The 26346-nt window shown below is 63.5% G+C and carries 22 protein-coding genes, 1 tRNA gene and 1 pseudogene; 18 read left to right on the top strand and 6 right to left on the bottom strand.

The window, feature by feature from the left end:
• Positions 1-125: 125 nt before the first annotated feature.
• A complete protein-coding gene (locus ABCV34_RS04865) occupies positions 126-947 on the top strand; it encodes a type IV toxin-antitoxin system AbiEi family antitoxin domain-containing protein (RefSeq protein WP_345798089.1) in 822 nt (273 codons plus the stop codon).
• The gene (locus ABCV34_RS04860; protein ID WP_345798088.1) at positions 931-1878 is read left to right on the top strand and encodes a nucleotidyl transferase AbiEii/AbiGii toxin family protein; all 948 of its coding nucleotides are present in this window, start codon (positions 931-933) and stop codon (positions 1876-1878) included. Before ABCV34_RS04865 ends, ABCV34_RS04860 begins: the two co-directional genes overlap by 17 nt.
• Positions 1879-1964: 86 nt before the next feature.
• Here ABCV34_RS04860 and ABCV34_RS04855 read toward each other — a convergent pair whose 3' ends face one another.
• The 4 genes and pseudogenes from ABCV34_RS04855 to ABCV34_RS04840 all read right to left on the bottom strand — a co-directional run bounded on the left by ABCV34_RS04855 (position 1965) and on the right by ABCV34_RS04840 (position 6624).
• On the bottom strand, positions 1965-3485 hold the full coding sequence (locus ABCV34_RS04855) for an efflux transporter outer membrane subunit (protein WP_345798087.1): 1521 nt from the start codon (positions 3483-3485) through the stop codon (positions 1965-1967).
• A gap of 85 nt (positions 3486-3570) precedes the next feature.
• Positions 3571-4269, bottom strand: a pseudogene (locus tag ABCV34_RS04850) (ABC transporter ATP-binding protein); the annotation flags it as partial.
• 1 nt (position 4270) lies between these two features.
• A complete protein-coding gene (locus ABCV34_RS04845) occupies positions 4271-5476 on the bottom strand; it encodes an ABC transporter permease (protein ID WP_345798086.1) in 1206 nt (401 codons plus the stop codon).
• On the bottom strand, positions 5473-6624 hold the full coding sequence (locus tag ABCV34_RS04840; protein WP_345798085.1) for an efflux RND transporter periplasmic adaptor subunit: 1152 nt from the start codon (positions 6622-6624) through the stop codon (positions 5473-5475). Before ABCV34_RS04840 ends, ABCV34_RS04845 begins: the two co-directional genes overlap by 4 nt.
• A 442-nt stretch (positions 6625-7066) precedes the next feature.
• Between ABCV34_RS04840 and ABCV34_RS04835 the strand changes: the two genes are divergently transcribed.
• The 13 genes from ABCV34_RS04835 to ABCV34_RS04775 all read left to right on the top strand — a co-directional run bounded on the left by ABCV34_RS04835 (position 7067) and on the right by ABCV34_RS04775 (position 21862).
• Complete coding sequence (locus tag ABCV34_RS04835) at positions 7067-8347, top strand: MgtC/SapB family protein (protein WP_345798084.1); 1281 nt, start codon at positions 7067-7069, stop codon at positions 8345-8347.
• Positions 8348-8442: 95 nt separating this feature from the next.
• Positions 8443-9195, top strand: coding sequence for an SDR family oxidoreductase (locus tag ABCV34_RS04830; protein ID WP_345798083.1), 753 nt, complete (start codon positions 8443-8445; stop codon positions 9193-9195).
• Positions 9196-9410: 215 nt separating this feature from the next.
• Complete coding sequence (locus ABCV34_RS04825) at positions 9411-10376, top strand: chemotaxis protein (protein ID WP_345798082.1); 966 nt, start codon at positions 9411-9413, stop codon at positions 10374-10376.
• A 124-nt stretch (positions 10377-10500) separates the two neighbouring features.
• The gene (gene bktB / locus ABCV34_RS04820; protein WP_345798081.1) at positions 10501-11682 is read left to right on the top strand and encodes a beta-ketothiolase BktB; all 1182 of its coding nucleotides are present in this window, start codon (positions 10501-10503) and stop codon (positions 11680-11682) included.
• A 49-nt stretch (positions 11683-11731) separates the two neighbouring features.
• Positions 11732-12514: a spermidine synthase gene (locus ABCV34_RS04815; RefSeq protein WP_345798080.1), complete on the top strand. Its 783-nt coding sequence runs from the start codon at positions 11732-11734 to the stop codon at positions 12512-12514.
• Positions 12515-12553: 39 nt separating this feature from the next.
• A tRNA-Val gene (locus ABCV34_RS04810) sits at positions 12554-12630 on the top strand.
• Positions 12631-12832: 202 nt separating this feature from the next.
• Entirely contained in the window at positions 12833-14779 is a 1947-nt protein-coding gene (gene thrS, locus ABCV34_RS04805) for a threonine--tRNA ligase (protein WP_345798079.1), read from the top strand.
• A complete protein-coding gene (gene infC / locus ABCV34_RS04800; protein ID WP_345798706.1) occupies positions 14776-15357 on the top strand; it encodes a translation initiation factor IF-3 in 582 nt (193 codons plus the stop codon). The genes thrS and infC overlap by 4 nt, the downstream gene beginning before the upstream one ends.
• A gap of 57 nt (positions 15358-15414) precedes the next feature.
• Positions 15415-16374: a glutathione synthase gene (gshB, locus tag ABCV34_RS04795; protein WP_345798078.1), complete on the top strand. Its 960-nt coding sequence runs from the start codon at positions 15415-15417 to the stop codon at positions 16372-16374.
• Complete coding sequence (locus tag ABCV34_RS04790) at positions 16371-16784, top strand: PTS sugar transporter subunit IIA (protein WP_345798077.1); 414 nt, start codon at positions 16371-16373, stop codon at positions 16782-16784. The genes gshB and ABCV34_RS04790 overlap by 4 nt, the downstream gene beginning before the upstream one ends.
• 16 nt (positions 16785-16800) lie before the next feature.
• Positions 16801-17070, top strand: a complete 270-nt coding sequence (locus ABCV34_RS04785; protein WP_345798076.1) for an HPr family phosphocarrier protein — start codon at positions 16801-16803, stop codon at positions 17068-17070.
• A gap of 139 nt (positions 17071-17209) precedes the next feature.
• Positions 17210-18865: a phosphoenolpyruvate--protein phosphotransferase gene (ptsP, locus tag ABCV34_RS04780; protein WP_345798705.1), complete on the top strand. Its 1656-nt coding sequence runs from the start codon at positions 17210-17212 to the stop codon at positions 18863-18865.
• Between the two features lie 177 nt (positions 18866-19042).
• Positions 19043-21862 carry an EAL domain-containing protein gene (locus tag ABCV34_RS04775; protein ID WP_345798075.1) on the top strand — a complete coding sequence of 940 codons (2820 nt, stop codon included), beginning with the start codon at positions 19043-19045 and terminating at the stop codon, positions 21860-21862.
• Here ABCV34_RS04775 and ABCV34_RS04770 read toward each other — a convergent pair.
• Together ABCV34_RS04770 and ABCV34_RS04765 are read right to left on the bottom strand one after the other, a co-directional pair.
• On the bottom strand, positions 21850-23079 hold the full coding sequence (locus ABCV34_RS04770; protein WP_345798074.1) for an ammonium transporter: 1230 nt from the start codon (positions 23077-23079) through the stop codon (positions 21850-21852). The two genes, ABCV34_RS04775 and ABCV34_RS04770, sit on opposite strands and share 13 nt — an antisense overlap.
• Positions 23080-23104: 25 nt before the next feature.
• The gene (locus ABCV34_RS04765; RefSeq protein WP_345798073.1) at positions 23105-23443 is read right to left on the bottom strand and encodes a P-II family nitrogen regulator; all 339 of its coding nucleotides are present in this window, start codon (positions 23441-23443) and stop codon (positions 23105-23107) included.
• 463 nt (positions 23444-23906) lie between these two features.
• On the opposite strand from ABCV34_RS04765, the gene ABCV34_RS04760 reads away from it, so the two are divergent.
• From ABCV34_RS04760 to ABCV34_RS04750, 3 genes are all read left to right on the top strand, one after another.
• Positions 23907-24299, top strand: coding sequence for a YtxH domain-containing protein (locus ABCV34_RS04760; protein ID WP_345798072.1), 393 nt, complete (start codon positions 23907-23909; stop codon positions 24297-24299).
• Between the two features lie 231 nt (positions 24300-24530).
• Positions 24531-26054 carry a YifB family Mg chelatase-like AAA ATPase gene (locus ABCV34_RS04755; protein WP_345798071.1) on the top strand — a complete coding sequence of 508 codons (1524 nt, stop codon included), beginning with the start codon at positions 24531-24533 and terminating at the stop codon, positions 26052-26054.
• Between the two features lie 28 nt (positions 26055-26082).
• On the top strand, positions 26083-26331 hold the full coding sequence (locus ABCV34_RS04750) for an accessory factor UbiK family protein (protein ID WP_345798704.1): 249 nt from the start codon (positions 26083-26085) through the stop codon (positions 26329-26331).
• Positions 26332-26346 lie beyond the last annotated feature (15 nt).

Here is a 26346-nt window from a genome sequence, read left to right as displayed (position 1 = left end):
GAGCCAGCGATGCACGGCGTATGGTTTATTGTCGTCGTAAAAAGATCACTATGAGTGATCATTTTTACCTTTAGCCAAACCTTCAGGTCTTGGCATGGGTTTATAAAAATTGTATTTTGAACACTATGAGTGATCAAAACACAGGAAAACTGAACCTGCTGTTAGCCGAACTTGGCGACACACGCCTGATATCAAGTCGCTGGCTGCGGGCACATGGCTACTCCAACAGCCTCGTCGCGCGCTATGTGAGCAGCGGCTGGCTGGTGTCGCCTGTACGCGGTGTCTACATGCGTAAGGGCGGCCACTTGCAGTGGGAAGGTGTGGTCCGCAGCTTGCAGGTTGGGGAGGGTATGTCGTTGCATGTTGGCGGCCGCTTCGCACTAAGCCTGCAGGGGCACGAGCACTACTTGCGTCTGGGCGATGCTGGAACAATCACGCTGTATGGGCTGGGGCGGTCACCGGGTTGGCTCGGCAAGCTGCCGTTGGAGCAGCGTTTCGAGTTCTTGGGCAAAGGGGCGTTCGATCTGCCACCCCTATCGTTCGCATCGGAGGTGTCCGAGAAGACACTGTCCGAGCAAGGGCTGACGTGGCATCAGGCTGCGCCGGGCGCCGATGCCTTGGTCTGCTCCACGCCCGAGCGGGCCATGCTGGAGCTGTGTGATGACATCGCAGGCGCAACGTTGGTCTATGAAGCCGATGCGTTGATGCAGGCCATGACGACGCTGCGGCCGCAGCGGGTCAGCCTGCTGTTGCGCCACTGTTGCAGCATCAAGGCCAAACGGGTGTTCCTGGCGCTAGCCGAGCGCCATCGGCATGCGTGGCTGCCGCATGTGTCACTGGATGGTGTCGATCTGGGCCGGGGAAAGCGTGCATTGGTGCCTGGCGGTCGCCTGCATCCGATCTACCAGATCACCTTGCCGGGAGACCTTGATGAGCACCTGGCTTGATCACTGGGATCGCCGCTACACCGACCGGGTTCGGCTGTTGGTCGAAATCCTGCCGGTGCTTGCGCAGGAGCCGCGTTTCGCGCTCAAGGGCGGCACGGCAATCAACCTGTTCGAGCACGACCTGCCGCGCTTGTCGGTGGACATTGATCTGGCTTGGTTGCCTGTGCATGACTATGCCGAGGATGCGAAGCTGATTGCTGACGCGCTTGGGCGGCTGGCCGATATGCTGCGCGCCCGGCCCCTGCAATTACAGGTGCAGTTGTCGGCAGGCGAGGGTGTAGGCGTCACGCGGTTGGTGGCCAGTCGCGGTCGTGCGCGTGTGCAGATCGAGACAACGCCAGTCATGCGCGGTACGGTGCATCCAGTGCGCAATATGGTGGTGCGCCCCAAGGTGGAGGACGCATTCGGTTTCGCCTCGGTGCAGGTGCTGGATTTTTCTGATCTTTATGCTGGCAAGCTGGCTGCGGCACTTTCGCGGCAGCATCCGCGCGATCTTTTCGATGTCGGCTTGTTGCTGGAAGACGAACGGGCTGATCAGGTGCTCTGGCGGACTTTTCTCGTTTATCTGACCTGTAGCCCCAAGCCTGCCTGGGAGATGCTGGCGCCTCGCGTGCCTGCGGATTTCGCAGCGACCTTCGAGGCGCACTTCAAGGGTATGACGGCTGAGCCCATTGAAGCCGAAGTCTTGCTGGATTTTCATGAGCACCTGCTGGCGCGTGTGGCCGGTTGGCTGGATGAGCCATCGTGTTCATTTCTGCGATCCATTGAGGACCAGCGGCCGGACTTCGATCTGATCGAACTTCCGCATGCGGTCGATTTGCCGGCTGTGCGGCGCAAGCTGCACAACCTGGCCCAGCGCACCGACGCAAAGCGCGCTGCGGATCGGAGCCTGCTGGAAGAAACGCTGGCTCGGATCGTTGGTGCCAGATGATACACCTTGCTTGCGCATCCGCATCGTGATCGCCCCTCTGATGTACCGCATGTTGTTTGCCAACGAGGCGCCAGCAGCACAGGCGATCAAAGACCTTGTGGCACGACTTTTGCAACCCAGCCCCCACCCAAGGCCTGGTACAAAGCCGCGCTATCGACGAGGCGTTGCGACTGAGCCGCGATCAGGCTGATCCGATTCTGTTGCGCCTGCTGTTGTGCAATCAGCAGTTGGATATAACTGGCGGCGCCCAGTGCATATTGCCTTTGCATGGACTCCAGAGAGCCCTGCGCCGCGGTATCGGCGGTTGCCAGTGCAGCCAGTGTTTGTGCATCGTTGTCCAGTGCCCGCAATACGTCGGCCACATTGCGGAGGGCTTCGAGTACGACACTTTGGTAATTTGCCGCCGCCGCATCGAATGCGGCCAATGATGCCCGCTTTTCGGCGGGCAAGCCCGGATTGAAAAGCGGTTGGGTCAACTGCCCGACGAGACTCCATACCGCCGAGCCGCCGCCGAACAATGCCCCGGTGCTCAATGCCTGAGAACCGAGGCTGGCGCTGATGTTGAGTTGTGGGTACAACTTGGCGACCGCGACGCCGTATTCCGCGTTGGCGGCATGCAATAGGGCTTCCGCGGCCTGAATGTCGGGGCGGCGGCGCACCAATTCGGACGGCAAGACCAACGGCAGGTCGGACGGGAGGGTAAATTCCTCCAGGGTGAAGGTGGGTAAGCCTCCCGCGCCCGGCGCCCGGCCAACGAGCACCGCCAGCAGATGTTCATTCTGCTGAAGTTGTTTGCGCAGCGAGGGAAGTCCGGCGCGGGTCTGTTCCACCTGGGTCTGCAAGGCCAGTACCTCGTCCGGCGCGGCCTGGCCGAGGCGAACCCGCTCTCGGGTGAGCTGCAGTTGTTCGTCCTGGGCGCGGAGGATGGCCTCTGTGGCCTGGATTTGCCCGGCGAGCCTGGCTTGGGTGATGGCGGTGGTAGTGATGTTCGCCGCCAAGGTCAGCCGCGCACCTTCCAGTTCGTAGCGCCGATGCTCGGCGCGGGCGGCCAGTGCTTCCAGTGCACGCCGGTTGCCACCGGCCAAGTCGAGTTGGTAATGCACGCCGATACTGGCGTTGTACAGACTGAATTCCCGCGCATCGCCGGTCTGCCCCAAGGTGCTGGGATTCTGACGTTGGTGCTGGGCGCCGAGGTCGGCATCCGCTTGGGGATACAGTGTCGAACCCGCCCGCGCCGAATAGGTTTCCTGCGCCTGCCGCAAGGTGGCCTTGGCGGAAGCCAGCGTTGGACTGGCCTGAAAAGCTTGCTCGATCAGCGCATCGAGCTTGGACGAACCCAGACCATGCCACCACTGCGCATTGACGCTCGCACCAGCGCTGAAGTGCTGCGCATCTCCCAAGGTCGTAGGTGCGGATGCCGTTTGCGCCGGTAAAGGCGTCGCTGTATAGCCGGTTACATCCGGGGCTGCCGGCCGTTTGAAGTCGGGTCCGGCGGCACAGCCGGCCAGCAATCCGGCCAGGATCAATGTCGCGAGTGCGCGAACGTGGTCGTAGTCGGTCTTCGTGCGATGCGCGTCGAGACTGCGCGTCACTTCAGGGTTGCGCATAGAAATGCTCTACAAACGGTTTACGGAAGCTCTGATGACAGGACAGGCAGCTGTTTTGCAGCGTCGCGAAGGACGAGATCGCGGCTTGCCCTTCGCCGACTTCCTCATGGGTCGCACCATCGCGGATGTGGTAGATGCGCTTGAAAGTGGGAATGATCTTTTCGTCATGGGTGACGACGATGATGGCGGTCTCGAACTTCCGGGCCATGTCGTTGAGGATGCGGATCACCGCCATGGCGCGCTCGCTGTCGAGGGGCGCGGTGGGCTCATCGGCCAGGATCACCGGTGGGCGATTGACCAATCCGCGCGCGATGGCGACCCGTTGCTGCTCGCCACCGGAGAGTTGCGAGGGCATGGCTCGAGCCCGGTGTTGCACATCGAGCGCCGTGAGCAGTTCGAGTGCCTTCGCGCGCGACTCCCCATTCGAGACGCCTGCAAGCATCGGCAGCAGCGCCACGTTGTCGGTGACATCGAGAAATGGAATCAGATACGGCGCCTGGAATACGAAGCCGATTTTGTCCCGCCGCAAGGCGCGCAGATCACGGACTTTCCATCCGTCGTCGTAGATCACTTCATCGCCCAGCGTCATGCGGCCGGCGGTCGGATCAATGACCGCGCCCAGGCATTTAAGCAGGGTGCTCTTGCCCGAGCCGGAAGGGCCGATCAGGCCCACCACCTCACCCGGTGCCACCTGCATGTCCACGCCCTTCAGGGCATCGACAGCGGTATCGCCCTCGCCATAACGTTTTCTCAAACCTTCGATGCGAATGCCTTTGCCACTCATCTCACCCTCCAATGGCTTCGGCCGGATCGACCTTGAGCGCCATGCGAATGGCGACGATGCTGGCCAGCACGCAGATCACGAGCACGGCAAAAAAACCGGCGATGGAGTCGACCGGCATCAGCAGTACGTACTTGGGGAACAGGGGCGCCGAGAAAGTGGCCGTGATCTTCCCGACCACGAAACCGATAACGCCCAAGGCGAGCGACTGCTGCATGATCATCGCGGCAATCGTGCGGTTACGCGTTCCGATGAGTTTCAAGACTGCGATCTCGCGGATCTTGTCCATGGTCAATGTGTAGATGATGAAGGCGACGATGGCCGCGCTGACGATGGCCAGAATGACCAGGAACATGCCGATCTGTTTGGCCGAGGTGGCGATCAACTTGCCGACGAGGATGCCTTCCATCTGTGCCCGGGTATAGACAGTCAAACGCTTCCAGCGTCGGATGGGTTCGGCCACGTCTTCGGGTGCATGCCCGGGCTTCAACGTGACCAGCACGGCATTGACAAACGGATTGGTGCTTTGCGATGCGATCACAGCATCCAGCAGGCCGGGCACACCGGGCCGGTTGAGTGCCGGGTTCGCCTCGGTACGACGGCGACTTTGCCAGATGGCGTCGTTGTCCTTGAGGAACTGGGCTTCCTGGGCATCCTTGAGCGGAATGAATACCATCGGGTCGCCGCTGGACGACACCATGCGCTTTGTCAGCCCGACGACGGTGTAATGATTGCGGCGAACAGCGAGTCGGTCCCCCAGTTTGAAACCGGTGGCGATGTCGGCCACTGCTTCGTAGTGGCCTCGCGTGATCTGGCGTCCGGCGACGAGATATGGCGGCCAGCCGGGTGTGGCCCCCAGTTCGCCGGGTGCGATGCCGACCACCATGGTGCGGACATCAGTCTCGCCCTTGCGTACCTGCATGGTCAGATAGGTTACGTTCGCAGCCCGGGCAACGCCCGGCATCGCGAGGATGGCCCGATATGCGTCGTCGTTGAGGCTGGACGATTCCGCGTAAGGGCCCAGCGTGTCCTTTTGCACGACCCAAAGGTCGGCGCCGCTGTTGTCGAGCAGCGCCTTGCCGTCGTCCACCATGCCCCGGTACACCCCGGCCATCACCAGGGTGACGCCGATCAGCAGGCCCAGGCCGATGCCGGTGAAGACAAATTTTCCCCAAGCATGAAGAATGTCGCGGCCAGCCAGGCTGATCATTCCGAGACTCCCGGGATACGGTCGACTATATGGACGCGACTACGGGCCGTCAGTGCCTTTTCGCTATAGGTCACGACCTGGTCTCCATTGTTCAGCCCTTCGAGCACCTGCACGTAGCCATCGAGGTCGGAAGCTCCGAGCTTGACCCGGGAAAAACGCAAATCACCATCCACGATTTGCCAAACACCGACTTTGTCGCCGTTACGCCGAACGGCCGTGTTGGGAACCAGCGGAGTTGCCGGGAGCACCGGCAAGTCGATCGTGACCTCGGCCAGCTCACCCACGGGCGGTAAAGGCTCCGGTCTGCTGTCGAATGTCACCTTGGCGAGTGTTTCCTCGGTTACCGCGTCGGCCTTGGGTTCCACGCGCAGCACGCGACCTTTCAACGCCTGGCTACCACGCGAACGCAGCGCGATACGAGCCGGCAGCCCGCCAGCGAGCCCCGATGCGCTGATCTGGTCGAAGCGCACGTTGACCCACAAACTCTTGGGGTCGATGACTTCCACCACAGCCTGGCCCGCGACGATGGTCGTGCCGAGATCGGCATCGCGTACGGCGACGACACCGTCAACTGGCGCGATCAGGCGCAGATTGCTTCTCTGTGCGACCAGTGCTTCGCGGTCGGAGCGTGCCCGGGCGATATCTTCCCGAGCGGCGGATAGGGCGGCATCGGCGATCTGCAGTTCCTGTCGTTTCGTAGTGGCGATTTCCTCGCTGGCCGAGCGCGTCGCAAACAATTGCGCGTAGCGGCGCGCCTGGGCTTGCGCGTAGGCTTGCCGGGCCTGCGCCTCGCGCAAAGCCGCTTCCGCGCGCTTGAACGCCGATTCCTGCGAGCGGACTCGATAATCGAGATCGACCGGGTCCATTTCACCGAGTACCTGCCCGGCCTTGACTTGGTCTCCCACATGAACATCCAGACGTTTGACGCGCCCGGCGAACGTCGGGCCGATCTTGTAGGTGTAGCGGGCCTCCACCGTGCCGATCCCGAATAACGCCGGCGTGATCGCTCGCGATTCGACTGTTGCCACCGTCACCGAGACTGGTGCCAGCGGGCCGGATCGCAGGCCGACGTAGATGAAGAGTGCAAGCAACGGGACGATGATGGCCAGGAGTGCCAAGGTACGGCCTTGCAGCGGCAGGCGTTTCATTGCGCGCTCCCGATGCCACGCCATTCGCCTGCGGGTCGATGTTTTACATGGGTGCTCATTGATACGGCTCTGATAAGTGAGTAATTAGTCACTATCTTAAGCAAGATGTGCTTTCCGCGCAAGAGGGGTTGCCCACGCACTGGAAGGAGCACGGTCGTGAGCAACAGATCAACCACCGCAAATGGCAACCATGCTGGCCACCGGGAAACGTCGGGCCTCGCTGAACTATACGGTTGCCGCGCATGGACCGCACCACTATCTCGCGGCGTTGCGACCGGCGGGGCGCGTGACCGAATTTGGCGATTTCGCCGCAGGGTCGGCCTGCGCGTGTACGCTAGCCCCGACCGCATTTCGAGCGGGCGGATCTACAATCTTGTAGTCTCAAAGACTCAGGCTGGCACAACGGCGGTGCGGCCAGGCAGGTCATCCACGGAGAGAGTCGATGAATGGCTACGAACTACCACCTGACGCTTCAGGTCTGGTCGCGGCGCTGGCTGTCGGGTTGGTGATTGGCCTGGAACGTGGCTGGCACAGCCGCGAATTGCCGGAGGGAGGGCGTGTCGCAGGTCTGCGCACCTTTGCACTGACTGGACTGCTCGGCGGTGTGCTTGGGCATCTACAGCCGGTTTTCGGCGCCTGGCCTTTGCTGGGCGTGCTGCTCGGACTCGCCTTGCTGCTGACGGTGTCCTACGCCCGAAATGCGGAACTGACTGGCGACCTGAGCGCGACTACCCCGGTGGCGATGCTCCTCACTTTGGTCCTGGGTGCCTATGCGGCACATGGCAACATCACCTTGGCGTTGTCGGCAGCGGTGATTGGCGCTGTGTTGCTGGACCTCAAGCCGACCTTGCACAGTTGGTTGCGCTTGATCGATCACCGCGAGTTGACGGCATCGCTGCAGTTGCTGGTGTTGTCCATGGTCATCCTGCCTTACCTGCCCAATACGGGCCTTGGGCCCTATGCCGCGCTCAATCCGTACCAGCTGTGGTGGGCAGTCATCCTGATTGCGGGTCTGTCGCTGACGGGCCACTTTGTCATCCGGATCACCGGCGCGCAAAGGGGTGTGCTGTGGACCGGGATTCTGGGAGGGCTGGCCTCTTCCACGGCTGCCACGTTGGCTTTGTCCCGCTATGCACGCGAGCAGCCTTCTCTGACCGGCGCGGCCGCTGCTGGCACGTTGGCCTCGTGCGGCGTCATGTTTTTTCGCATGATCGTTCTGCTGGGCGTCATCCAGCCGAAGCTGCTGTCCACCTTCGGCAGCGCCCTGGTAGTCACTGGCGTAGTGCTGCTGTGTATCGCGCTATGGCGGTGGCGCAAGCTGGACCGCACTGCGGTGGGGGAGGGCTCTATCGGCGCGATGGCGCCATTCGACCTTGGCACTGCGCTTGGCTTTGGTGTGTTGCTCGCCGTCATGAGTGTCCTGGTACCTGCGGCAAAGCAGTGGCTGGACACCAGCGGCCTCTATGTGCTGTCGGCGGTTTCCGGCCTGGCGGACGTAGACGCTATCTTGATCTCGCTCGCTCGGCTGCATGGTGCCGGGGGATTGTCAACGGCGGCCACCGTCACGGCGCTTGGTCTCGCGACGTTGGCGAACATGGTGACCAAGGCCGGCATCGCCTGGACGACAGGCGGGGCGCAGCTCGGTCAATCGGTTGTTATCGGCTACCTGGGCGCGATGGCGTGCGGCGCGGTCGTATTGGCGTTGGGCGTGACACTGTCGTGAACTTCCACCAGCCACATTTTCAGTCGATCTGGCTGGGCGCTGAGGTTCGCCGTCCGAACTACGAATCACCAAACCCCAAGAAAGGATACTTCAGAATGAAATACACCTTCAAAGGCAATAGCGCGCTGGTCAGCGGCGCCGGTTCGGGCATCGGCGAGACAACGGCACACCTGCTGGCCGCAAATGGCGTGCAGGTCGTGGTCTCCGATATCGATTTCGAGGCTGCGCAACGCGTGACGCAGGCCATTGTCGCCGCCGGCGGTCGCGCTGTGGCACACGCGGGCAATACGGCCAAACCCAGCGACGCCAATGCAGCGGTGCAGTGCGCACTCGAGCATTTCGGCGCTTTGCACCTGGCTTTCAACAATGCCGGCATCGCCGGGGAACTCAAGCCCGCGGGCGAACTCACGGCCGAGGAATGGCAACGTGTCATCGATGTCAACCTCTCGGGTGTGCAGCATGCCATGCGCGCGCAGATCCCGGCCATCCTGGCCGCCGGCGGCGGCGCCATCGTCAACATGTCGTCGATCCTGGGGCTGGTCGGCAGCGCGAGCGCCCCGGCCTACGTCGCCGCCAAGCACGGGGTGACAGGTCTCACACGATCGGCGGCACTGGCGTATTCGGCGCAGGGCGTTCGCATCAACTCGATCCATCCGGGCTATATCGAAACGCCGCTGCTCAAGACGCTCGACAAGGCCACCCTGGAGGCACTGACGGGGTTGCACGCGATCGGGCGCCTGGGCCGGCCCGAGGAGATCGCCCACGCCGCTTGCTTCCTGCTGTCCGAGGGGGCCAGCTTCATGTGCGGCAGCGCCCTGGTGGTGGATGGCGGTTATACGGCGGCTTGAATAGGAAGGGCGCTGGAGTTGCGCCGCCTTCGATCACTGGGCCTGTGATCTACACGGCGCGGCTCGCCGCCCACACGATTCGTCTCGCGGATCTATTCCAATTTTCAGTTTCGACATATGGACTGGGCCCTATTCGAGACTCTATTGTGGGGAATCGGCAATCGGTTCATCGCCTAAAATCCCGTTTTTCAGTCTCCGATACCAAAAGGTTTCCCATGAGCCCCAGCCAACATGCCGTGGACGATCGCGCCAGCCTGACCGGCACCAACCGGTTCGAGCTTCTGCTCTTTCGCCTGGGCACCGACAATGATTCAGGCCAGTCGGAACTCTTTGGCATCAACGTCCTGAAGGTACGCGAGATCGTCACCATGCCGGCCGTCACGGCTGTGGTGGGGGCGCCCAAGCATTCCCTGGGGGTGGTGCAGTTGCGCGACCAGGTGATCCCGGTGTTCGATCTGCCCGGCATCGTCGGCAGCAAGCTTTCGGCGCCGCCGTCGCTGATGCTGGTGACGGAATTCGGCCGCACCACGCAGGCGTTCACGGTCGAATCGGTCGACGACATCGTCCGCCTGGACTGGAACCAGGTGATTTCGGCCGAGGCCAGCGGCACGGCGCACAGCCTGGTGACCAGCATGGCCCGGCTGGACGACGATGCGGGCAATACCCGCCTGGCCCAGGTGCTGGATGTCGAAGCCATCCTGCAGACGGTGACGCCCGTCAAGGACCGTCACCAAGTGGATCCGAAAGACGTCGGTGATCAGATCCAGCTCAAGCCCGGCACCGTCATCTTGATGGCCGACGATTCGTTTGTCGCGCGCGCCTTGATGGAACAGGCCCTCAAGGCGCTCAAGGTCCCCTACGAGATGGTCAAGTCCGGCCGCGAGGCCTGGGACCGTCTGAATGTGTTGAAGGCCGCCGCCGAGGCCGAGGGCAAGACCATCCTGGACAAGGTCAGCCTGATGCTGACCGACCTGGAAATGCCGGAGATGGATGGCTTCACCTTGACCCGCAACATCAAGCAGGACGCTCGCATGCGCGCCTTGCCGGTGGTGATCCATTCGTCCCTGTCCGGTTCCGCCAACGAGGACCACGTGCGCAGCGTGGGTGCGGATGGCTACGTAGCGAAGTTCTCGGCCGAAGAGCTCTCGAGCACAATCCGTAAAGTGCTGGCGCGTCCGTAGCGGTTGGTCGCAACCGGCATCGCTTGCACGCCTCTGGGTGGGCTCTGTCACCGGCGGGGTGCAATGCGCTACTATCCGGTGATGATCAAAATGCTGCTACGCAGCAATACAACAGGAGCCATTCATGCAAGATATCGTCGTCGTGCAGGCATGCCGGACCGCCGTGGGGGATTTTGGCGGTTCACTGAAGGACGTCTCTCCCTGCGAGCTGGGGGAACTCGTCGTGCGCAACGTGCTGGAACGTGCCGGCGTGCCGGCGGCCGATGTGGGGCATGTGGTGTTTGGCCACGTCATCAATACGGAACCCCGTGACATGTACCTGTCGCGGGTGGCCGCGATCAATGCCGGTCTCCCGCAGTCCACGCCAGCTTTCAATGTCAACCGTCTGTGCGGATCCGGTCTGCAGGCCATCGTGTCGGCGGCTCAGGCGCTGATGCTGGGGGATGTGGAGGTCGCCATCGGAGCAGGTGCCGAGAGCATGAGCCGCGCCCCCTATATGGCCGTGGGGCAGCGCTGGGGTTCGCGAATGGGCGACTCGCGTCTGGTCGACATGATGAACGGCGCGCTGTCCTGCCCGTTCGAAAAATATCACATGGGGGTGACGGCGGAAAACGTCGCCCGGAAATACGGCATCAGCCGCGAGGATCAGGATGCCCTTGCCCTGGAATCCCACCGCCGCGCCGCGCATGCGATCGAACAGGGGTACTTCAAATCCCAGATCGTGCCGGTGGTCCGGAAGACCCGCAAGGGCGAAGTCGTCTTCGATCAGGACGAGCACGTGCGTTTCGATGCCACGCTGGAAAGCTTCAGCAAGCTCAAGCCCGTGTTCGCGAAGGAAGACGGCACGGTGACGGCGGGGAATGCGTCGGGCCTGAACGACGGGGCGGCCGCAGTGCTGCTCATGACGGCCAAGGCCGCCCAGGCGCGCGGCCTCAAGCCGATGGCGCGTCTGGTTTCCTATGGCCACGCCGGGGTCGATCCACAGTACATGGGCATGGGTCCTGTGCCCGCCACGCGTCATGCCCTGCAGCGCGCCGGGCTCACCCTGGATCAGATCGACGTGATCGAGGCCAACGAGGCTTTCGCGGCCCAGGCCTGCGCCGTGTCGCGTGAGCTGGGTTTCGATCCGGCCAAGGTCAACCCCAATGGCAGCGGCATCGGTCTGGGGCATCCGATCGGTGCCACCGGTGCCCTGATCACGGTCAAGGCCCTGCACGAATTGCAGCGCGTCCAGGGGCGCCATGCGCTGGTCACCATGTGCATCGGGGGCGGGCAGGGCATCGCCGCGATCTTCGAGCGCCTGTAAGCAATACCCCGGCCATGCCTGACGGCCTGGCCGGCATCTTTCTGTCCTCATGTCACGCACACGAAACCCCGCCGCTCGCCGGAAGTCAACCGCTCACACCGATGTGCCTACCCTGTCCGAAGAGGACGGGGTGCGCTACCTGCATTTCAACTCGGAATGGATTCAGGGGGCGATGCGCGTTGCGCGGCCCTCGGATCTGGTGCTGGCCTACACGCAGCAGATGATGGCCTGGCTGCTGTTCCTGCGGCCGGGCATGCGTGATCGCGTCGGCATCCTGGGCCTGGGCGCGGGGTCGCTGCTGCGTTTCACCCTGCGCCACACGCGCGCACAGGTGGATACGGTGGAACGCAATCCTGGCGTGACGGCGATGTGCCAGGCCTTTTTCAGGCTGCCGGGCAGCGTCCGGTCGACGATCGATCATGCCGATGCGCGCGACTGGGTGGCCGAACCCGGCCGGGCAGGGGCTTACCGGGCGCTGATGGTGGATCTGTATGACAGCCAGGCCCAGGGGCCGGTGTGCGACGAGCCCTCGTTTTATCGGGACTGCTACCGGATCCTGGACGAGCCGGGTATCATGACCGTCAATCTGTTTGGCCAGCATGACAGCTTCGAGCACAATCTGCAGGGCATCCGGGCCGCATTCGACGGGCGTGTCCTCTGCCTTCCAGAGATCGACCAGGGCAACACGGTCGTCCTGGCCTTCAAGGGCTCCGCGCTGGATCTGTCCGCGGGAGACCTGCTGGACACTGCGGCTACCCTGGAATCACGTACCGGGCTGCCGGCGCAGCGCTGGGCGCGTTCCCTGCTGGCGGGGGTGTCGGCTTCAAATTGACAGCGCAAAAAAACCTCCATATAATCACGTTCTTTCTTCAGGCGGTTAGCTCAGTTGGTTAGAGCGCTACGTTGACATCGTAGAGGTCGCTGGTTCGAATCCAGTACTGCCTACCAGAACCTCCAGCCGCCGGTCTTTCCACGAGACCGGCGGTTTTGTCTTGGGATATTGGTTGGGCGGACAGGCGCTTGCCGGCTGATCAAATTGATTGTTCCCGGTCCGGTTGCTAAACTGCAGCAATATCCTTCCTGCCTGGCAAATTCATACTTTTTACCGACGCGGCGCAGGCCGCGTTTCGCATTTTCAGGACATACATTCATGGTTCGCATTACCTTGCCCGACGGCTCACAACGTGAGTTCGATCATCCCGTTACCGTGCACGACGTTGCGCATTCGATCGGGACCGGGTTGGGCAAGGCGGCTCTGGGGGGCAAAATCACCGTGGACGGCCAGCCGGCCCGTCTGGTCGATACCAGCCACGTCATCGATCGGGATGCGGCGCTCAGCATCATCACCGACAAGGACCCGGAAGGCCTGGACCTGATCCGACATTCCACGGCGCATTTGCTGGCCTACGCGGTCAAGTCGCTGTTTCCGGATGCCCAGGTCACGATCGGGCCGGTCATCGACAACGGGTTTTATTACGATTTCTCGTACAAACGCCCGTTCACGCCCGAAGACCTGCAGGCCATCGAAAAGAAAATGGCCGAACTGGCCAAGCGTGATGAGACCGTCGTGCGCGAGGAATGGGACCGGGACGAAGCCGTGAAGTTCTTCCGCGGCATCGGCGAGACCTACAAGGCGGAAATCATCGCCTCGATCCCGGCCAACGAAAAGATCAGCCTGTACCGCGAAGGCGGTTTCGTCGATCTGTGCCGGGGGCCGCACGTGCCGTCCACCGGGCGTCTGAAGGTCTTCAAACTGATGAAGGTCGCTGGCGCCTACTGGCGCGGCGACAGTAAAAACGAGATGCTACAGCGCATCTACGGTACGGCCTGGGCGCGTCAGGCGGATCAGGACGCCTATCTGCACATGCTGGAACAGGCCGAATTGCGCGATCACCGCCGCATCGGCCGCGAACTGGACCTGTTTCACTTCCAGGACGAAGCTCCCGGGCTGATTTTCTGGCACCCCAAGGGCTGGACTATCTGGCAGCAGGTCGAGCAATACATGCGCCGGGTCTATCAGGATAATGGCTACCAGGAAGTCAAGGCGCCACAGATCCTCGACTTGTCCCTGTGGAAGAAGACCGGCCACTGGGACAACTACAAGGAAAACATGTTCACGACGGAATCCGAAAACCGCGTGTACGGCTTGAAACCCATGAATTGCCCCGGCCATGTCCAGATCTTCAACGCCGGCCTGCATTCCTACCGTGAACTGCCGCTGCGTTACGGCGAGTTCGGCCAGTGCCACCGCAACGAACCCTCGGGTTCGCTGCACGGCATGATGCGGGTGCGCGGATTCACCCAGGACGATGGCCATATCTTCTGCACCGAGGAACAACTGCAGGAAGAATGCGCGGCGTTTACCCGCCTGTTGCAGCAGGTCTACGCCGATTTTGGCTTCACCGAGATTCTGTACAAGGTCGCGACGCGCCCGGACAAGCGCATCGGCGCCGACGATGTCTGGGACAAGGCCGAAAAGGCCCTGATGGACAGCCTTGACCTGTCGCACTGCGACTATCAGGTCTCTGAAGGCGAGGGTGCCTTCTACGGGCCGAAGATCGAATACACCCTGAAGGATGCCATCGGGCGACATTGGCAGTGCGGCACGATCCAGGTCGATTTTTCCATGCCGGCCCGCCTGGGCGCCGAATACGTCGATGCCCAGGATCAGCGCCGCACGCCAGTCATGCTGCATCGCGCCATTCTGGGCTCGTTCGAACGCTTCATCGGTATGCTGATCGAAAATCATGCCGGTGCGATGCCCGCCTGGCTGGCGCCGCACCATGCCGTGGTCTGCTGCATTTCCGACAGTTCCGCCGATTACGCCGATGAGGTCTCGAAAACCCTTGTTAAACAAGGGTTTAGGGTGCTCTCGGATTTGCGTGGTGAAAAAATCACCCGTAAAATCCGTGAGCACAGCCTGCAAAAGATTCCGTATATCCTTGTCATAGGCGACAAGGAACGCGATTCCGGCGCCGTGGCGGTCCGTGGACGGGGTAATCTCGATCTGGGTACCATGCCGGTGGCGGATTTCGCGGCGCGTCTGCGGCAGGACATTGAAACTCGTCACCAAGAGGGCGATCCGGCGCAGGCCTGACGTTCCCGCTTCTTCAACTCACAGGAGTCCTAGACATCGCAACCGAAAAAAAACACCGCATCAACGGTGAAATCCGCATCCCCGAGGTCCGTCTGCTGGGCGTCGACGGCGAACAGCTGGGCATCGTACGCACCACCGAGGCCTTGACCCTGGCCGAGCAGCACGACGTCGATCTGGTCGAGATCTCGCCCACAGCCGATCCCCCGGTGTGTCGGCTGATGGATTACGGCAAGTTCAAATACCAGGAACAGAAGCGCCAGGCCGAAGCCCGCTCGCGCCAGAAGGTCATCCAGGTCAAGGAAGTGAAATTCCGGCCAGGGACCGACGAAGGCGACTACCAGGTGAAACTGCGCAACCTGCGCCGTTTCATCGAGGACGGCGACAAGGCCAAGGTCACGTTGCGTTTTCGCGGCCGTGAAATGGCTCACCAGGAACTGGGCATGCGGGTGCTCGAGCGGGTGCGCGATGATCTGGGCGAACTCGTCCAGGTCGAGGCCATGCCGAAGCTCGAAGGCCGTCAGATGGTGATGGTCCTGGCCCCACGCCGGAAAGCCGGCAAACAGGGCGATGCCGCGTAATCACGGATTCTGATCGATTGCCGGGTGGGCAGGTCGATCGTCATACAAGAGGTCTTCATGCATGTCCTGTTCGTCATCGACCCGCTGCCCGGCCTGAAAGCCTGGAAGGATTCTTCCGTGGCGATCATGCGCAGCCTGGCGGCGCGGGGCCACGCGTTCAGTTTCGCTACGATGGGTGATCTGTTCATCGATCAGGGACGCGTCCGGGTGGCGGCGACGGCCATGCGGCTGCGCGCCGATGCAGACTGGCACGGGCACGACTGGTGGACCCAGGATGCGTCCGTGCGGGAATGCGATCTGTCGGCGTTCGATGCGGTGCTGATGCGCAAGGATCCGCCCTTCGACATGGAATATGTCTACGCCACACACTTGTTCGACTATGCGGCCGCGCAGGGCGCGCGGGTCTTCAATGCGGGTTCGGCCATCCGCAATCACCCGGAAAAGCTCGCAATCACGGAATTCGCGGAATATACCGCCCCCACGCTGGTCAGCCGCGACATGGCGCGCCTGCGCGCCTTTCACGCGCAGCACGGCGATGTCATCGTCAAACCCCTGGACGGCATGGGCGGCAGCGGGATTTTCCGGATGCGGCCCGATGAAGCCAATCTGGGCTCGATCCTTGAAACCCTCACGGAACTGGGCACGCGCACCATCATGGCGCAGCGCTATATTCCCGAAATCACGCAGGGCGACAAGCGCATCCTCATCATCGGTGGCGAACCTGTGCCCTTTACCCTGGCGCGTATCCCGCTGGCGGGCGAAACCCGCGGCAACCTGGCGGCCGGAGGGCGTGGCGTGGCCCGCCCCCTGTCGTCGCGCGACCAGGAACTGGCGCGGGCGGTGGGTGCCCGGCTGGCGGGGCGCGGCCTGTTGCTGATCGGTCTGGACGTGATCGGTGACTACATCACCGAGATCAACGTCACCAGCCCGACCTGTTTCGTCGAAATCACAGAACAGACTGGTTTCGACGTGGCGGGCCGCTTCGTCGATGCGCTGGAACTGGCGGTGGTCACATGAATACGCGGCTGGCGCTGGTCATGCACGAACCCTTGGGGTCGGCCTTCCTGGACTGTGCACAGCATGTGCTGGGGCGCCAGCCCGATCTCAAAGTGTTCGACATCGTGCCCGACGCGGATCCGCAGGCCGAGACCGACCGGATCCTGGATTGGGTGCGGGCGGGACGCCGGGAAGAACCGATCCTGATTTTGTGTGACCTGTACGGTGCAACACCCTTCAATATCGCCGCCCAGGCGCTGCGCCAGGCGCTGGACGACGGCTACATCATCCACCTGCTGACGGGGACCAATGCCTGCATGGTGCTGAAGGCATTGACAGATCAGCAGGAAAACCCCGAATCTCTGAGCGAACGCGTGCGACAGGGGGCGCTGCGCGGAATCGTCAATGCGGAACCCCCTCCCGACTGCTAGTTCAGGAGTTTTGCCAATGCCTTCGATTGATCTGGTGATTTCCAACAAGCTGGGCCTGCATGCGCGCGCGGCGGCCAAACTGACCCAGCTGGCCGGACGCTTCAAGAGTGACGTCTTCATTTCGCGGGGCGCGCAGCGCGTCAATGCGAAAAGCATCATGGGCGTCATGATGTTGGCGGCCGGTCTGGGCGTCACCGTCAAGATCGAAGCACAAGGGGCGGATGAAACTCAGGCCTTGACCGACATCCGTTCCCTGTTCGACGGTAAATTCGGGGAATCCGAATGAAACCCCCAAAGGTCGGTCCAAGCCCGCGCGGAAGCCTGGGATGAACACCCTGGAAGCGGCACAGCCCGCTTTGTCTTCGACCCTGTGCCTGTATGGCCAAGGTGTCGTACGCGGTTATGCAATCGGCCGCGCCGTGGTCATGAGCGCCGCGTCGCTGGAGGTCGCCCACTACCGCATCGCGCCCGAGGACGTCGATGCCGAGAAGCAGCGCCTGCGCCACGCCATGGACCAGGCCGTCCACGATCTGCAGCAGATAGCCGAAACTCTGCCGGACGATGCGCCGCGCGAACTGGGTGTGCTGCTGTCGGTCCATGTCATGCTGCTGCAGGATCCGATGCTGGTGCAGGCGGTCTGTCAGATGATCGACGAACGCCAGTACAACGCCGAATGGGCGCTGACGGCACAGGGGCAGATCCTGGCCGAACAGTTTTCCCTGATGGATGACGCCTATCTGCGCGAGCGCAGCGCGGACGTGCGCCAGGTGATCGAACGAGTGTTGCGGGTTCTCTCGGGCTCGGCGCTCTGGCTGCCCAATCTCGACGAGGTCGAGGTGGACGGCAGCCTGATCGTCGTGGCGCGCGATATTTCGCCTGCCGACATGATGCGCCTGCGCGGGGGAAAGTTCGGCGCCTTCCTGACGGATCTGGGCGGCGCGACCTCGCATACCGCCATCGTTGCGCGCAGCATGAATGTGCCGGCCGTGGTGGGCATGGGGTTGGTGCGCACGCTGGTGCGCGATGGCGATCTGCTGATCGTCGACGGACTGAATGGCGTGGTGCTGGTCAATCCGTCGCCTGCCATCCTGGGCGAGTATCAGGACCGGCAGGCAGCCTTCCTGCGCGAACGCGACGAACTCAAATCCCTGCGCTTCGCGCCGGCCATTACGCTCGACGGCATCCAGATCCGCATGGAAGCCAATATCGAGCTGCCCGAGGAAGCTGCGGATGCGATGGCCGCCGGCGCCGAGGGCATCGGCCTGTTTCGCAGCGAATTTCTGTTCATGGGCCGTCCGGACCTGCCGGGCGAGGACGAGCAATACGAGGCCTACGCCTCGGTCGTGCGCACCATGGCTGGGCGTCCGGTGACGATCCGGACCCTGGACATCGGCGCCGACAAGACACTCGACGGCGAGGCCACCGTGGCGACCAACCCGGCCCTGGGGCTGCGCGCCATCCGGTACTGCCTGGCCAATCCGGAACTCTTCAATACCCAACTGCGGGCTCTGCTCAGGGCGGCGGCGCACGGCCCCGTCCGCGCGCTGATTCCCATGGTGTCCCACATGCACGAGGTCGTCGCGACGCGTCGCGCGCTCGCGCGCGCCGCCGAGGAACTGCGCAGTGCCGGGATTGCCCATAATGCGCAGGTGCAGGTCGGCGCCATGGTCGAGATCCCGGCCATGGCCATCGCCATCGAGCCCTTCGCCGAGACGCTCGACTTCCTGTCGATCGGCACCAATGACCTGATCCAGTACGTGCTGGCCATCGATCGCGGGGACACGGACGTGGCCTCGCTGTATGACCCCATGCACCCGGCGGTGCTGCGCCTGATCGCGCATACCATCAACGTCGGCGAGCGGGTCGGCAAACCCGTATCCGTCTGCGGCGAAATGGCGGGGGACGTGCGCGTGACCCGCATGCTGCTGGGCCTGGGGCTGACTGGGTTTTCCATGCACCCGCAGCAGCTGCTGGACGTCAAAAAGGAGATCCGCAAGGCGCATTCCAATGCGCTGCGCGTCAAGGTCGCCTCGGCGCTGAACCGGGCCGAACGTATCGACCTGGCCGCGCTCTCCGGTTGATCCGGGTCAAACCTGCAAGCAGGTCGGCCGGAAACAAATCCCATTCTTTCATCATGGTCTATTACACTGAGTCGTCCCGCCGCTCCGGATGGGTGGCTACCCGCCTTCGAGGCCAAGATGATTTCTCTCGCCATTGCCGGTTTTCGGCAATTCAGCATTGCCTGGCCCCGAACCCTGATGCGTAAGGTCCTGGCCGCCTTCACGCTGGCGGCCCTGCTGGCAGTCGGCAACGTCCTGATCGTCCGCTCCCTGCTACGCGAGTCCGACGGCATCGCGGCCACGGTCAACGTGGCCGGCAAGATGCGCATGCTCAGCCAACGGATCGCGCTCGATGCACTGGCCGAGAGGCTGGCCCCGGATGCTCCGCGCCCCGACCCCTACCAGCTGGAAATTCTGTTCGAGCAGGCCTACGATGCCTTGGATGCGGGCGGTTCCGTCTTCGGCCTGACGATTCCCGCAGTCGATGGACAGCGGCGTGTGCGCCTTGCCGCCGTCGGTCGCGACTGGCAGTCCTATCGGAAGACGATCCAGGAATTCGGCCAGCCGGTTGACGCGGCCGGGGCCAGGGCGGCGGCCGGATATTCGGCGCAGGATCCCGCCCGGGTGCTGGCGGCGAGCGACCAGTTGCTGGGCAGCGCCGAGGGGTTGCTGGATGAGGTCGTGCTGCATGCGCGCAACGTGCAGCAACACGCCCTGATGAGCACCTATGCCCTGTTTGCACTGGACCTGCTGCTGCTGTTGCTTGCGTACGGTATGGTGTCTGGTCTGGTGCTGCGCCCGGTTCGCCGCCTGATGGGCCAGTGTCGCGAAATGGCGGCCGGCAATTACGGTGCGCGGTCAGGCCTTCGAAGTACGGATGAACTGGGCCAGCTCGGGCGGTCGCTGGACGATTCAGCCGCGCACATCGAGCAGTTGCTGGCTGACGTGGATCGCGAACGCGTCCAGCTCAAGCAGGTCGAGGCCATGTTCGAGGGCCTCGCGGACAACACGGTGGCTGGCATCTACATGCTCGATGGCGCCTTCAACCTGACCTATGCCAACGAACAGCTGGCCCGCATCATGGGGTATGACCGGGCCGAAATGACCCGTGGATTCGGACTGGCACGTCTGTTCCCGCCGCTGACCTTCGAGGCCGTGGCCAGCCAGATTCGGCGGCGCTTCGAGGGGCAGGATAAGGGTACTCGCTACGAATGCGCCGCGGTGCGCAGCGACGGCACGCCGCTCGAGGTCGAGATCTTCGGATCGGCCATGACCCTGCGCGGTGAGCCTGCCACCATCGGTATCATGCTGGACATCAGCGAGCGCAAGCGGGCCGAAAGCTCGGCCCGGCGGGCTTCGCTGGTCTACGAGCACACCAGCGAAGCCATGGTGGTGACCGATGGCGAAGGCCTGATCCAGGACATCAATCCGGCCTTCACCGCCGTCACGGGCTACCATGCTGCCGAGGTCATCGGCCAGCGCATGAATCTGCTCAGCTCCGGGCACCAGGACCAGGACTTTTATCAGGCCATGTGGTCGAGTCTGACCGAAACCGGCCGCTGGAGCGGGGACATCTGGAACCGGCGCAAGTCGGGCGAGGAATATATCGAACGTCTGACGATCAATACTTCCTACAACGAAGATGGCAGCGTGGCCTGCCGCATCGGCCTGTTTTCCGACGTGACCGAAAAACGTCGCCGCGAGGCCTCGATCTGGCGCCAGGCGCACTATGATCATCTGACGCAGTTGCCCAATCGCCAGATGTTCCACGAGAACCTGCACCGCTCCATCGATGAGTCGCGCGAGAGCGGTTTGCCCTTTGCGCTGGTGTTCCTGGATCTGGACCTGTTCAAGGAAGTCAACGACACTTTCGGCCACGACGAGGGCGACGAACTGCTGCGCCTGGTGTCGCGCCGCCTGCTGAGCTGCGTGCGGGGTTCGGACCTGGTTGCCCGCCTGGGTGGCGACGAGTTCACGCTGATCGTCCGGGGGCTCAAGCGTCTCGACGATATCCAGCCGATCTGCCAGAAGGTGCTGCAGGCGGTGGCTCAACCCTATGTATTGGACAGCAACACGGTGCACATTTCCGCCAGCGTCGGCGTGACCTTCTTTCCACGGGATGGCGCCAGTGCGACGGAGCTGCTCAAGCATGCGGACCTGGCGATGTATGCGGCCAAGGAAAAGGGCCGTAATCAGTATTGTGTGTTTTCGGCCGACATGCAGGAATCCGCGCAGATGCGTCGCAAACTGCTGCACGACCTGCAGCAGGCGTTGGACGTCGGCGAATTCGTGCTGTATTACCAGCCCATCGTGGACTTGCGATCAGGGCGCATGGTCAAGGCCGAGGCGCTGATCCGCTGGCGGCACCCCGAGCGCGGCCTGGTCAGCCCCGCGGAGTTCATTCCGCTGGCCGAGGACACCGGCCTGATCGTGCCGATCGGCGACTGGGCCTTTCATGAGGCGGCCCGCCAGGTGAAGACCTGGCGCGAGGAACTGGAGCCCGATTTCGAGATCGGAATCAATGTGTCGCCCGTGCAGTTCCAGTCTGACGGGCTGGACCCGCAGGCCTGGATTCAGACATTGGCGACGCTGGGGCTGCCGGGATCCGCCGTCTCGGTCGAGATCACCGAGCGCCTGCTGATGGATACCGAGGATGACTCCAGCGCCCGGCTGCTAGCCTTCCGGGATGCCGGGATCCAGGTGGCGCTGGACGACTTCGGCACGGGGTATTCGTCTTTGTCCTACCTCAAGCGCTTCGACGTGGACTTCCTGAAGATCGACCAGAGCTTCGTTTCTCACCTGGCGCAGGATTCCGAGGATATGGTGCTGTGCCGCGCCATCATCCTGATGGCGCATCAACTGGGCATGAAGGTCATTGCCGAAGGCATCGAGACCCAGGAGCAGCATGAGCTGCTGCTGGAGGCCGGTTGTGACTTCGGGCAAGGGTTCTGGTATTCCAGACCCTTGCCCGCCGAGCATCTCACCGCTCGGCTTCAAGAGGCGCTTCAGGCTGGGTAGGCGGTTTCGCCGTGATCCGCCTGGTCCAGGCCCTGGCTTTCGTTTTCCGCTGTGGCGCGCATCCCGATCAGACGATCCGCCGCGAACACCGCGATAGCCGAGCTCAGTCCCGCCCAGATCAGACTGGCGGCCGCGGCAACCGCTTGCAGCCAGGTCTGGTGCAGCAGGGCAAAAAAGCCTTCCGGGCCGGGGCCGCCCAGCATACGGGAATAGAACACGCCAGTCAGGATCGCGCCGACGATTCCACCCACGGCATGGATGCCGAAGACATCGAAGGAATCATCGATGCCCAGGCGGCGTTTGAGGCCGCTGACGCCATAGAGCGCCGCCCAGGCGGCCAATGCGCCAATGATCGGCGCGGCGCCCGGCGCCACGAATCCCGCAGCCGGCGTGATGCCGACCAGGCCGGCAATCCCGCCTGACGCTGCGCCCAGCAGCGATGCCTTGCCTTTGAGCAGTCGTTCGGCCAGCGCCCAGGCCAGGACCCCGGCGGCGGCGGCCAACAGGGTATTGGCGACGGCCAGGACGGCCTGTTCGTTGGCTGCCAGGGCCGACCCGCCGTTGAATCCGAACCAGCCGACCCAGAGCAGCGCGGCGCCGCTCAGGTTCAGCGGCAGGCTGTGCGGGGGCATGGCCTGCCGGCCGAATCCCCGGCGCGGTCCCAGGTAGCGTGCGGCCACCAGACCCGCCGCCCCGGCGCTGATGTGCACGACGGTGCCACCCGCGAAGTCCAGCGCCCCGAGCAGATGCAGCCAGCCGTCCTCGGCCCAGACCATGTGCGCGATCGGTAGATATCCCAGGGTGAACCAGATCCCGATGTAGCACAGGACGGCGCCAAAACGGGCCCGCTCGGCAATGCTGCCCGTCACCAGTCCGCAGGTGATGGCGGCAAAGGTCGCCTGAAATAGAGAGAACAGCAGCTCGGGGATCGAGCCCGTCAGGGGCAGGGTGGTGCTGGCGCCCGGAAGGTAGAGACCGGCCAGGCCCAGCCGCGTGAAGCCACCAAGCCCGCCAAAGCCCGTCGTGAAGGCCAGCGAATATCCATACAGGAACCACAGGACCGTCGCCAGCGCGCAGGCGCCCAGCGTCTGGCTCATGACCGACAGCACATGGCGACCGCGCGCCAGCCCGCCGTAGAAAAGCGCAAGTCCGGGCATGCACATCAGCCAGACCAGCAAGGTCGAAACCATCACCCAAACGACATCCGTCTTGTCCATGATTCAATGCTCCTGTTGGCGTGGGTCAAAGGGCGGATTCGCCGGATTCGCCGGTGCGGATGCGGATGGCCTGTTCGAGCGGCACGACGAAAATCTTGCCGTCGCCGATTTTTCCGGTGCGTGCGGCCTGACTCAGGCATTCGATCGTCAGTTCCAGCAGGTGATCGGGAACGGCCACCTGGATCTGCAGTTTGGGCAGGAAATCCACCTGATATTCCGCCCCCCGGTAGAGTTCCGTGTGGCCTTTCTGGCGGCCAAAGCCGCGCGCTTCCGTGACCGTCATGCCCTGGATGCCGGAGGCAACCAGGGCCGCGTGGACTTCTTCCAGCTTGAACGGTTTGATGATGGCCGTGATGAGTTTCATGAGCGTTCCTTTGTCGGCGGGCTATGGAACAGTTCAAAGCAAGGGGCATGCCAGGTTTATTTCACTGTAAAGGCGCCTTTCCGGGTGCCAGGCCGCTGGTCATCTCGTGTGATGCCCTGGTTTGGTGCGTCAGGGCGACTGGATTGCGCCGACATGGTGCGAGGATGATTGGTCGCCGGACATGGACGGCGTGCAGTCGGGCGTGGCGTCCACCCGGCGTTTTGTGTCCAGTTGTTGATGGGGCTGGGGCACACCCAGCGGAAGACCTGGGTCATTTCCCCTATGGGGCTCGCAGCGGAAGCGGTGGGTGATGGGCTCTGCCTGTGAAATCAGTGATTACAGGTCAGGGTTTACCCTTGTCAGCTGGGCGCTAGAATTGTAACCAACCCGGCCGTTACACAAGCCGGACATGTCAATAACGATCCGCCATGCGTTGGCAGCGGAATCTTGAATAGGGAAAATCATGAACATGACGCGTAAAACGCTGACTCTAGCCGCCGTGGTCGCATCGCTGAGCCTGCTGGCCGCGTGCTCCAAGAGCGAGTCGCCCAAGGCCCCCGCCACAGAGCCCGCGCCCGCGACCACGCCGGCGCCCGCGCCGCAAGGCCAGCCGGCCGCCCCTCAGACGCCGCAAAGCGCGCCGGCCGATCAGCAGTCCATGCAGGACAAGATCAAGGAATCGGCCGGACAAGCCAAGGACAAGGCCGCTGAAGTGGGCCATGCTGTCGCCGACAAGGCGGGGCAACTGGCTGAAAAGGCCGGCGAGGCCGCCAATAGCGCGCGCGAATCCGTGAAGGAAGGTGCCGCCAAGGCTGATTCCGCCATCCAGGGCGCGATCGGCAACGGCACCAAGTAAGCCGGGCTCCTGATCCGGCCATTCCTTTGTGAGGCGGCTGGATCAGACGTGAGGAAAAGGGCGCTTTGGCGCCCTTTTCCGTATCCGCCCCCTGGCCGCCCGCCATAGCCAACCCGCTTCGCATGGCCGGATGCCGACCCCTGGCTTCCGGGACAATTTCATCCTTCCGAACTCCGAAGGGTCCAGGCGCGGCCTATAGTGCGTCAAACGGTTCGGATGCGGGGAGGCGTCATGTCGCTTGCGGTGCTGGCCAGCCGGGCACTCTTCGGCTTGCAGGCCCGGCCTGTCCAGGTCGAGGTGCATGTCGGGGCCGGCCTGCCGACGTTTTCCCTGGTGGGTCTGCCCGGCGCGGGGGTGCGCGAAAGCCGCGAGCGGGTGCGTTCCGCGATCCTCAGCTGTGGCTTTGAATTTCCCGCAGGGCGGATCACGGCGAATCTCGCGCCCGCCGACCTGCCGAAGGAGTCCGGGCGGTTCGACTTGCCGATCGCCCTGGGTGTGTTGCTGGCGTCGGGGCAGGTGGCCGATGCGCAGGGGCGCAGCCCCGACGTGCGACATTACGTGCTGGCGGGCGAACTGTCCTTGACGGGCGCGCTGGTGCCGGCCGATTCGGCCCTCGCAATCGCGCTGGCGGTTGCGCGGGATGATCCGGACGCGACCCTGATCATGGCGCCGCCCGCAGCGGGCATCGCTGCCCTGGTGCCCGGCCTGCGGGTGCTGGCCGCATCCGGTCTGGACCAGGTCGTGGCGCATTTCGCGGGGCTCGAGCCTTTGCCGCCCGCCGAGCCTGCGACCCTGAGTGGTGCTTCCGGGCCGGTACCCTGCATGGCCGACGTGCGCGGCCAGGCGGCGGCGCGTCGCGCCCTGGAGATCGCCGCCGCCGGCGGCCACAGTCTGATCATGACGGGGCCGCCCGGGGTGGGCAAGAGTATGCTGGCCCAGCGGATGCCGGGGCTTTTGCCGCCGCTCTCGCGGTGGCAGGCGCTGGAGGTGGCGGCCGTGCAGGGGCTGGTGAGTCCTCTGCGCGCCTTGCCGGTGCAGCCGCCATTCAGGGCTCCACACCATGGCGCGTCCATGCCGGCGCTGGTGGGAGGCGGCGCGCATCCCCGGCCAGGCGAGATCAGTCTGGCTCATCACGGTGTGCTGTTCCTGGATGAGCTGCCCGAATTCGACCGCCGCGCGCTGGAGGCCCTGCGTGAGCCGCTGGAGACGGGCACCGTCACCGTCGCACGGGCGGCGGGCAGCTGCCATTTTCCGGCGCGCTTTCAGCTGGTCGCGGCCATGAATCCCTGTCCCTGCGGCTGGCTGGGCCATCCCCGCCAGTCCTGCCGCTGCCCCCAGGAACGGATTGCGCGGTATCGCGCACAGGTGTCCGGGCCGCTGCTGGACCGCATCGACCTGCATGTGAATTTGGCCATCGAAGGCGCCTGGCATGAAGCGCCGGCGGGCGAATCGTCCGTGGCGATCCGCACCCGGGTGCAGGCGGCGCATCGGGTCCAGCTGGATCGCCAGGGCAGCCTGAATGCCCGGCTGGATGCGCCAGGGCTGGTGGCCCATGGGGCTCTGGATGCGCCAGGGAGGGTGCTGCTGGCCAGAACCGTCGAGGCCTGGGGATGGTCGGCGCGTGCCACGCAGCGCATCCTTCGGGTGGCTCGGACCCTGGCGGACTTGCAGGGCATGCCGGGGATCGGCGTGGCGCAGCTGGCGGAGGCGATTCAGTTCCGCCCGGACGCGGGGGCACCGCGTCCAGGCAGGTAAAATGAAGCTTTCCATTCAGGAGGCTGCGATGATCGCCCCCAATCAGTGGTTCGAGGATTTCCAGAAGAACATGTCGGATTTGCTGGCCAAAACGCCCGCCGCCGACATCGAGCGCAACATGAAGGCACTCATGACGCAGACCTTTGCCCGCATGGATCTGATCACCCGCGAAGAGTTCGACGTGCAGGCCGATCTGCTGGCGCGCGCGCTGGAACGGGTCGATTCCCTGGAGACCCGGGTACACGCACTGGAACAACAGTTCGACAAAACCGAGTAAATCATCCTATAATCA

Source organism: Castellaniella sp. MT123 (assembly GCF_039614765.1).
Classification (GTDB): domain Bacteria; phylum Pseudomonadota; class Gammaproteobacteria; order Burkholderiales; family Burkholderiaceae_B; genus Castellaniella.
Note: the sequence above shows the minus strand (reverse complement) of the source record. Positions and strands in the feature narration are given on the sequence as shown.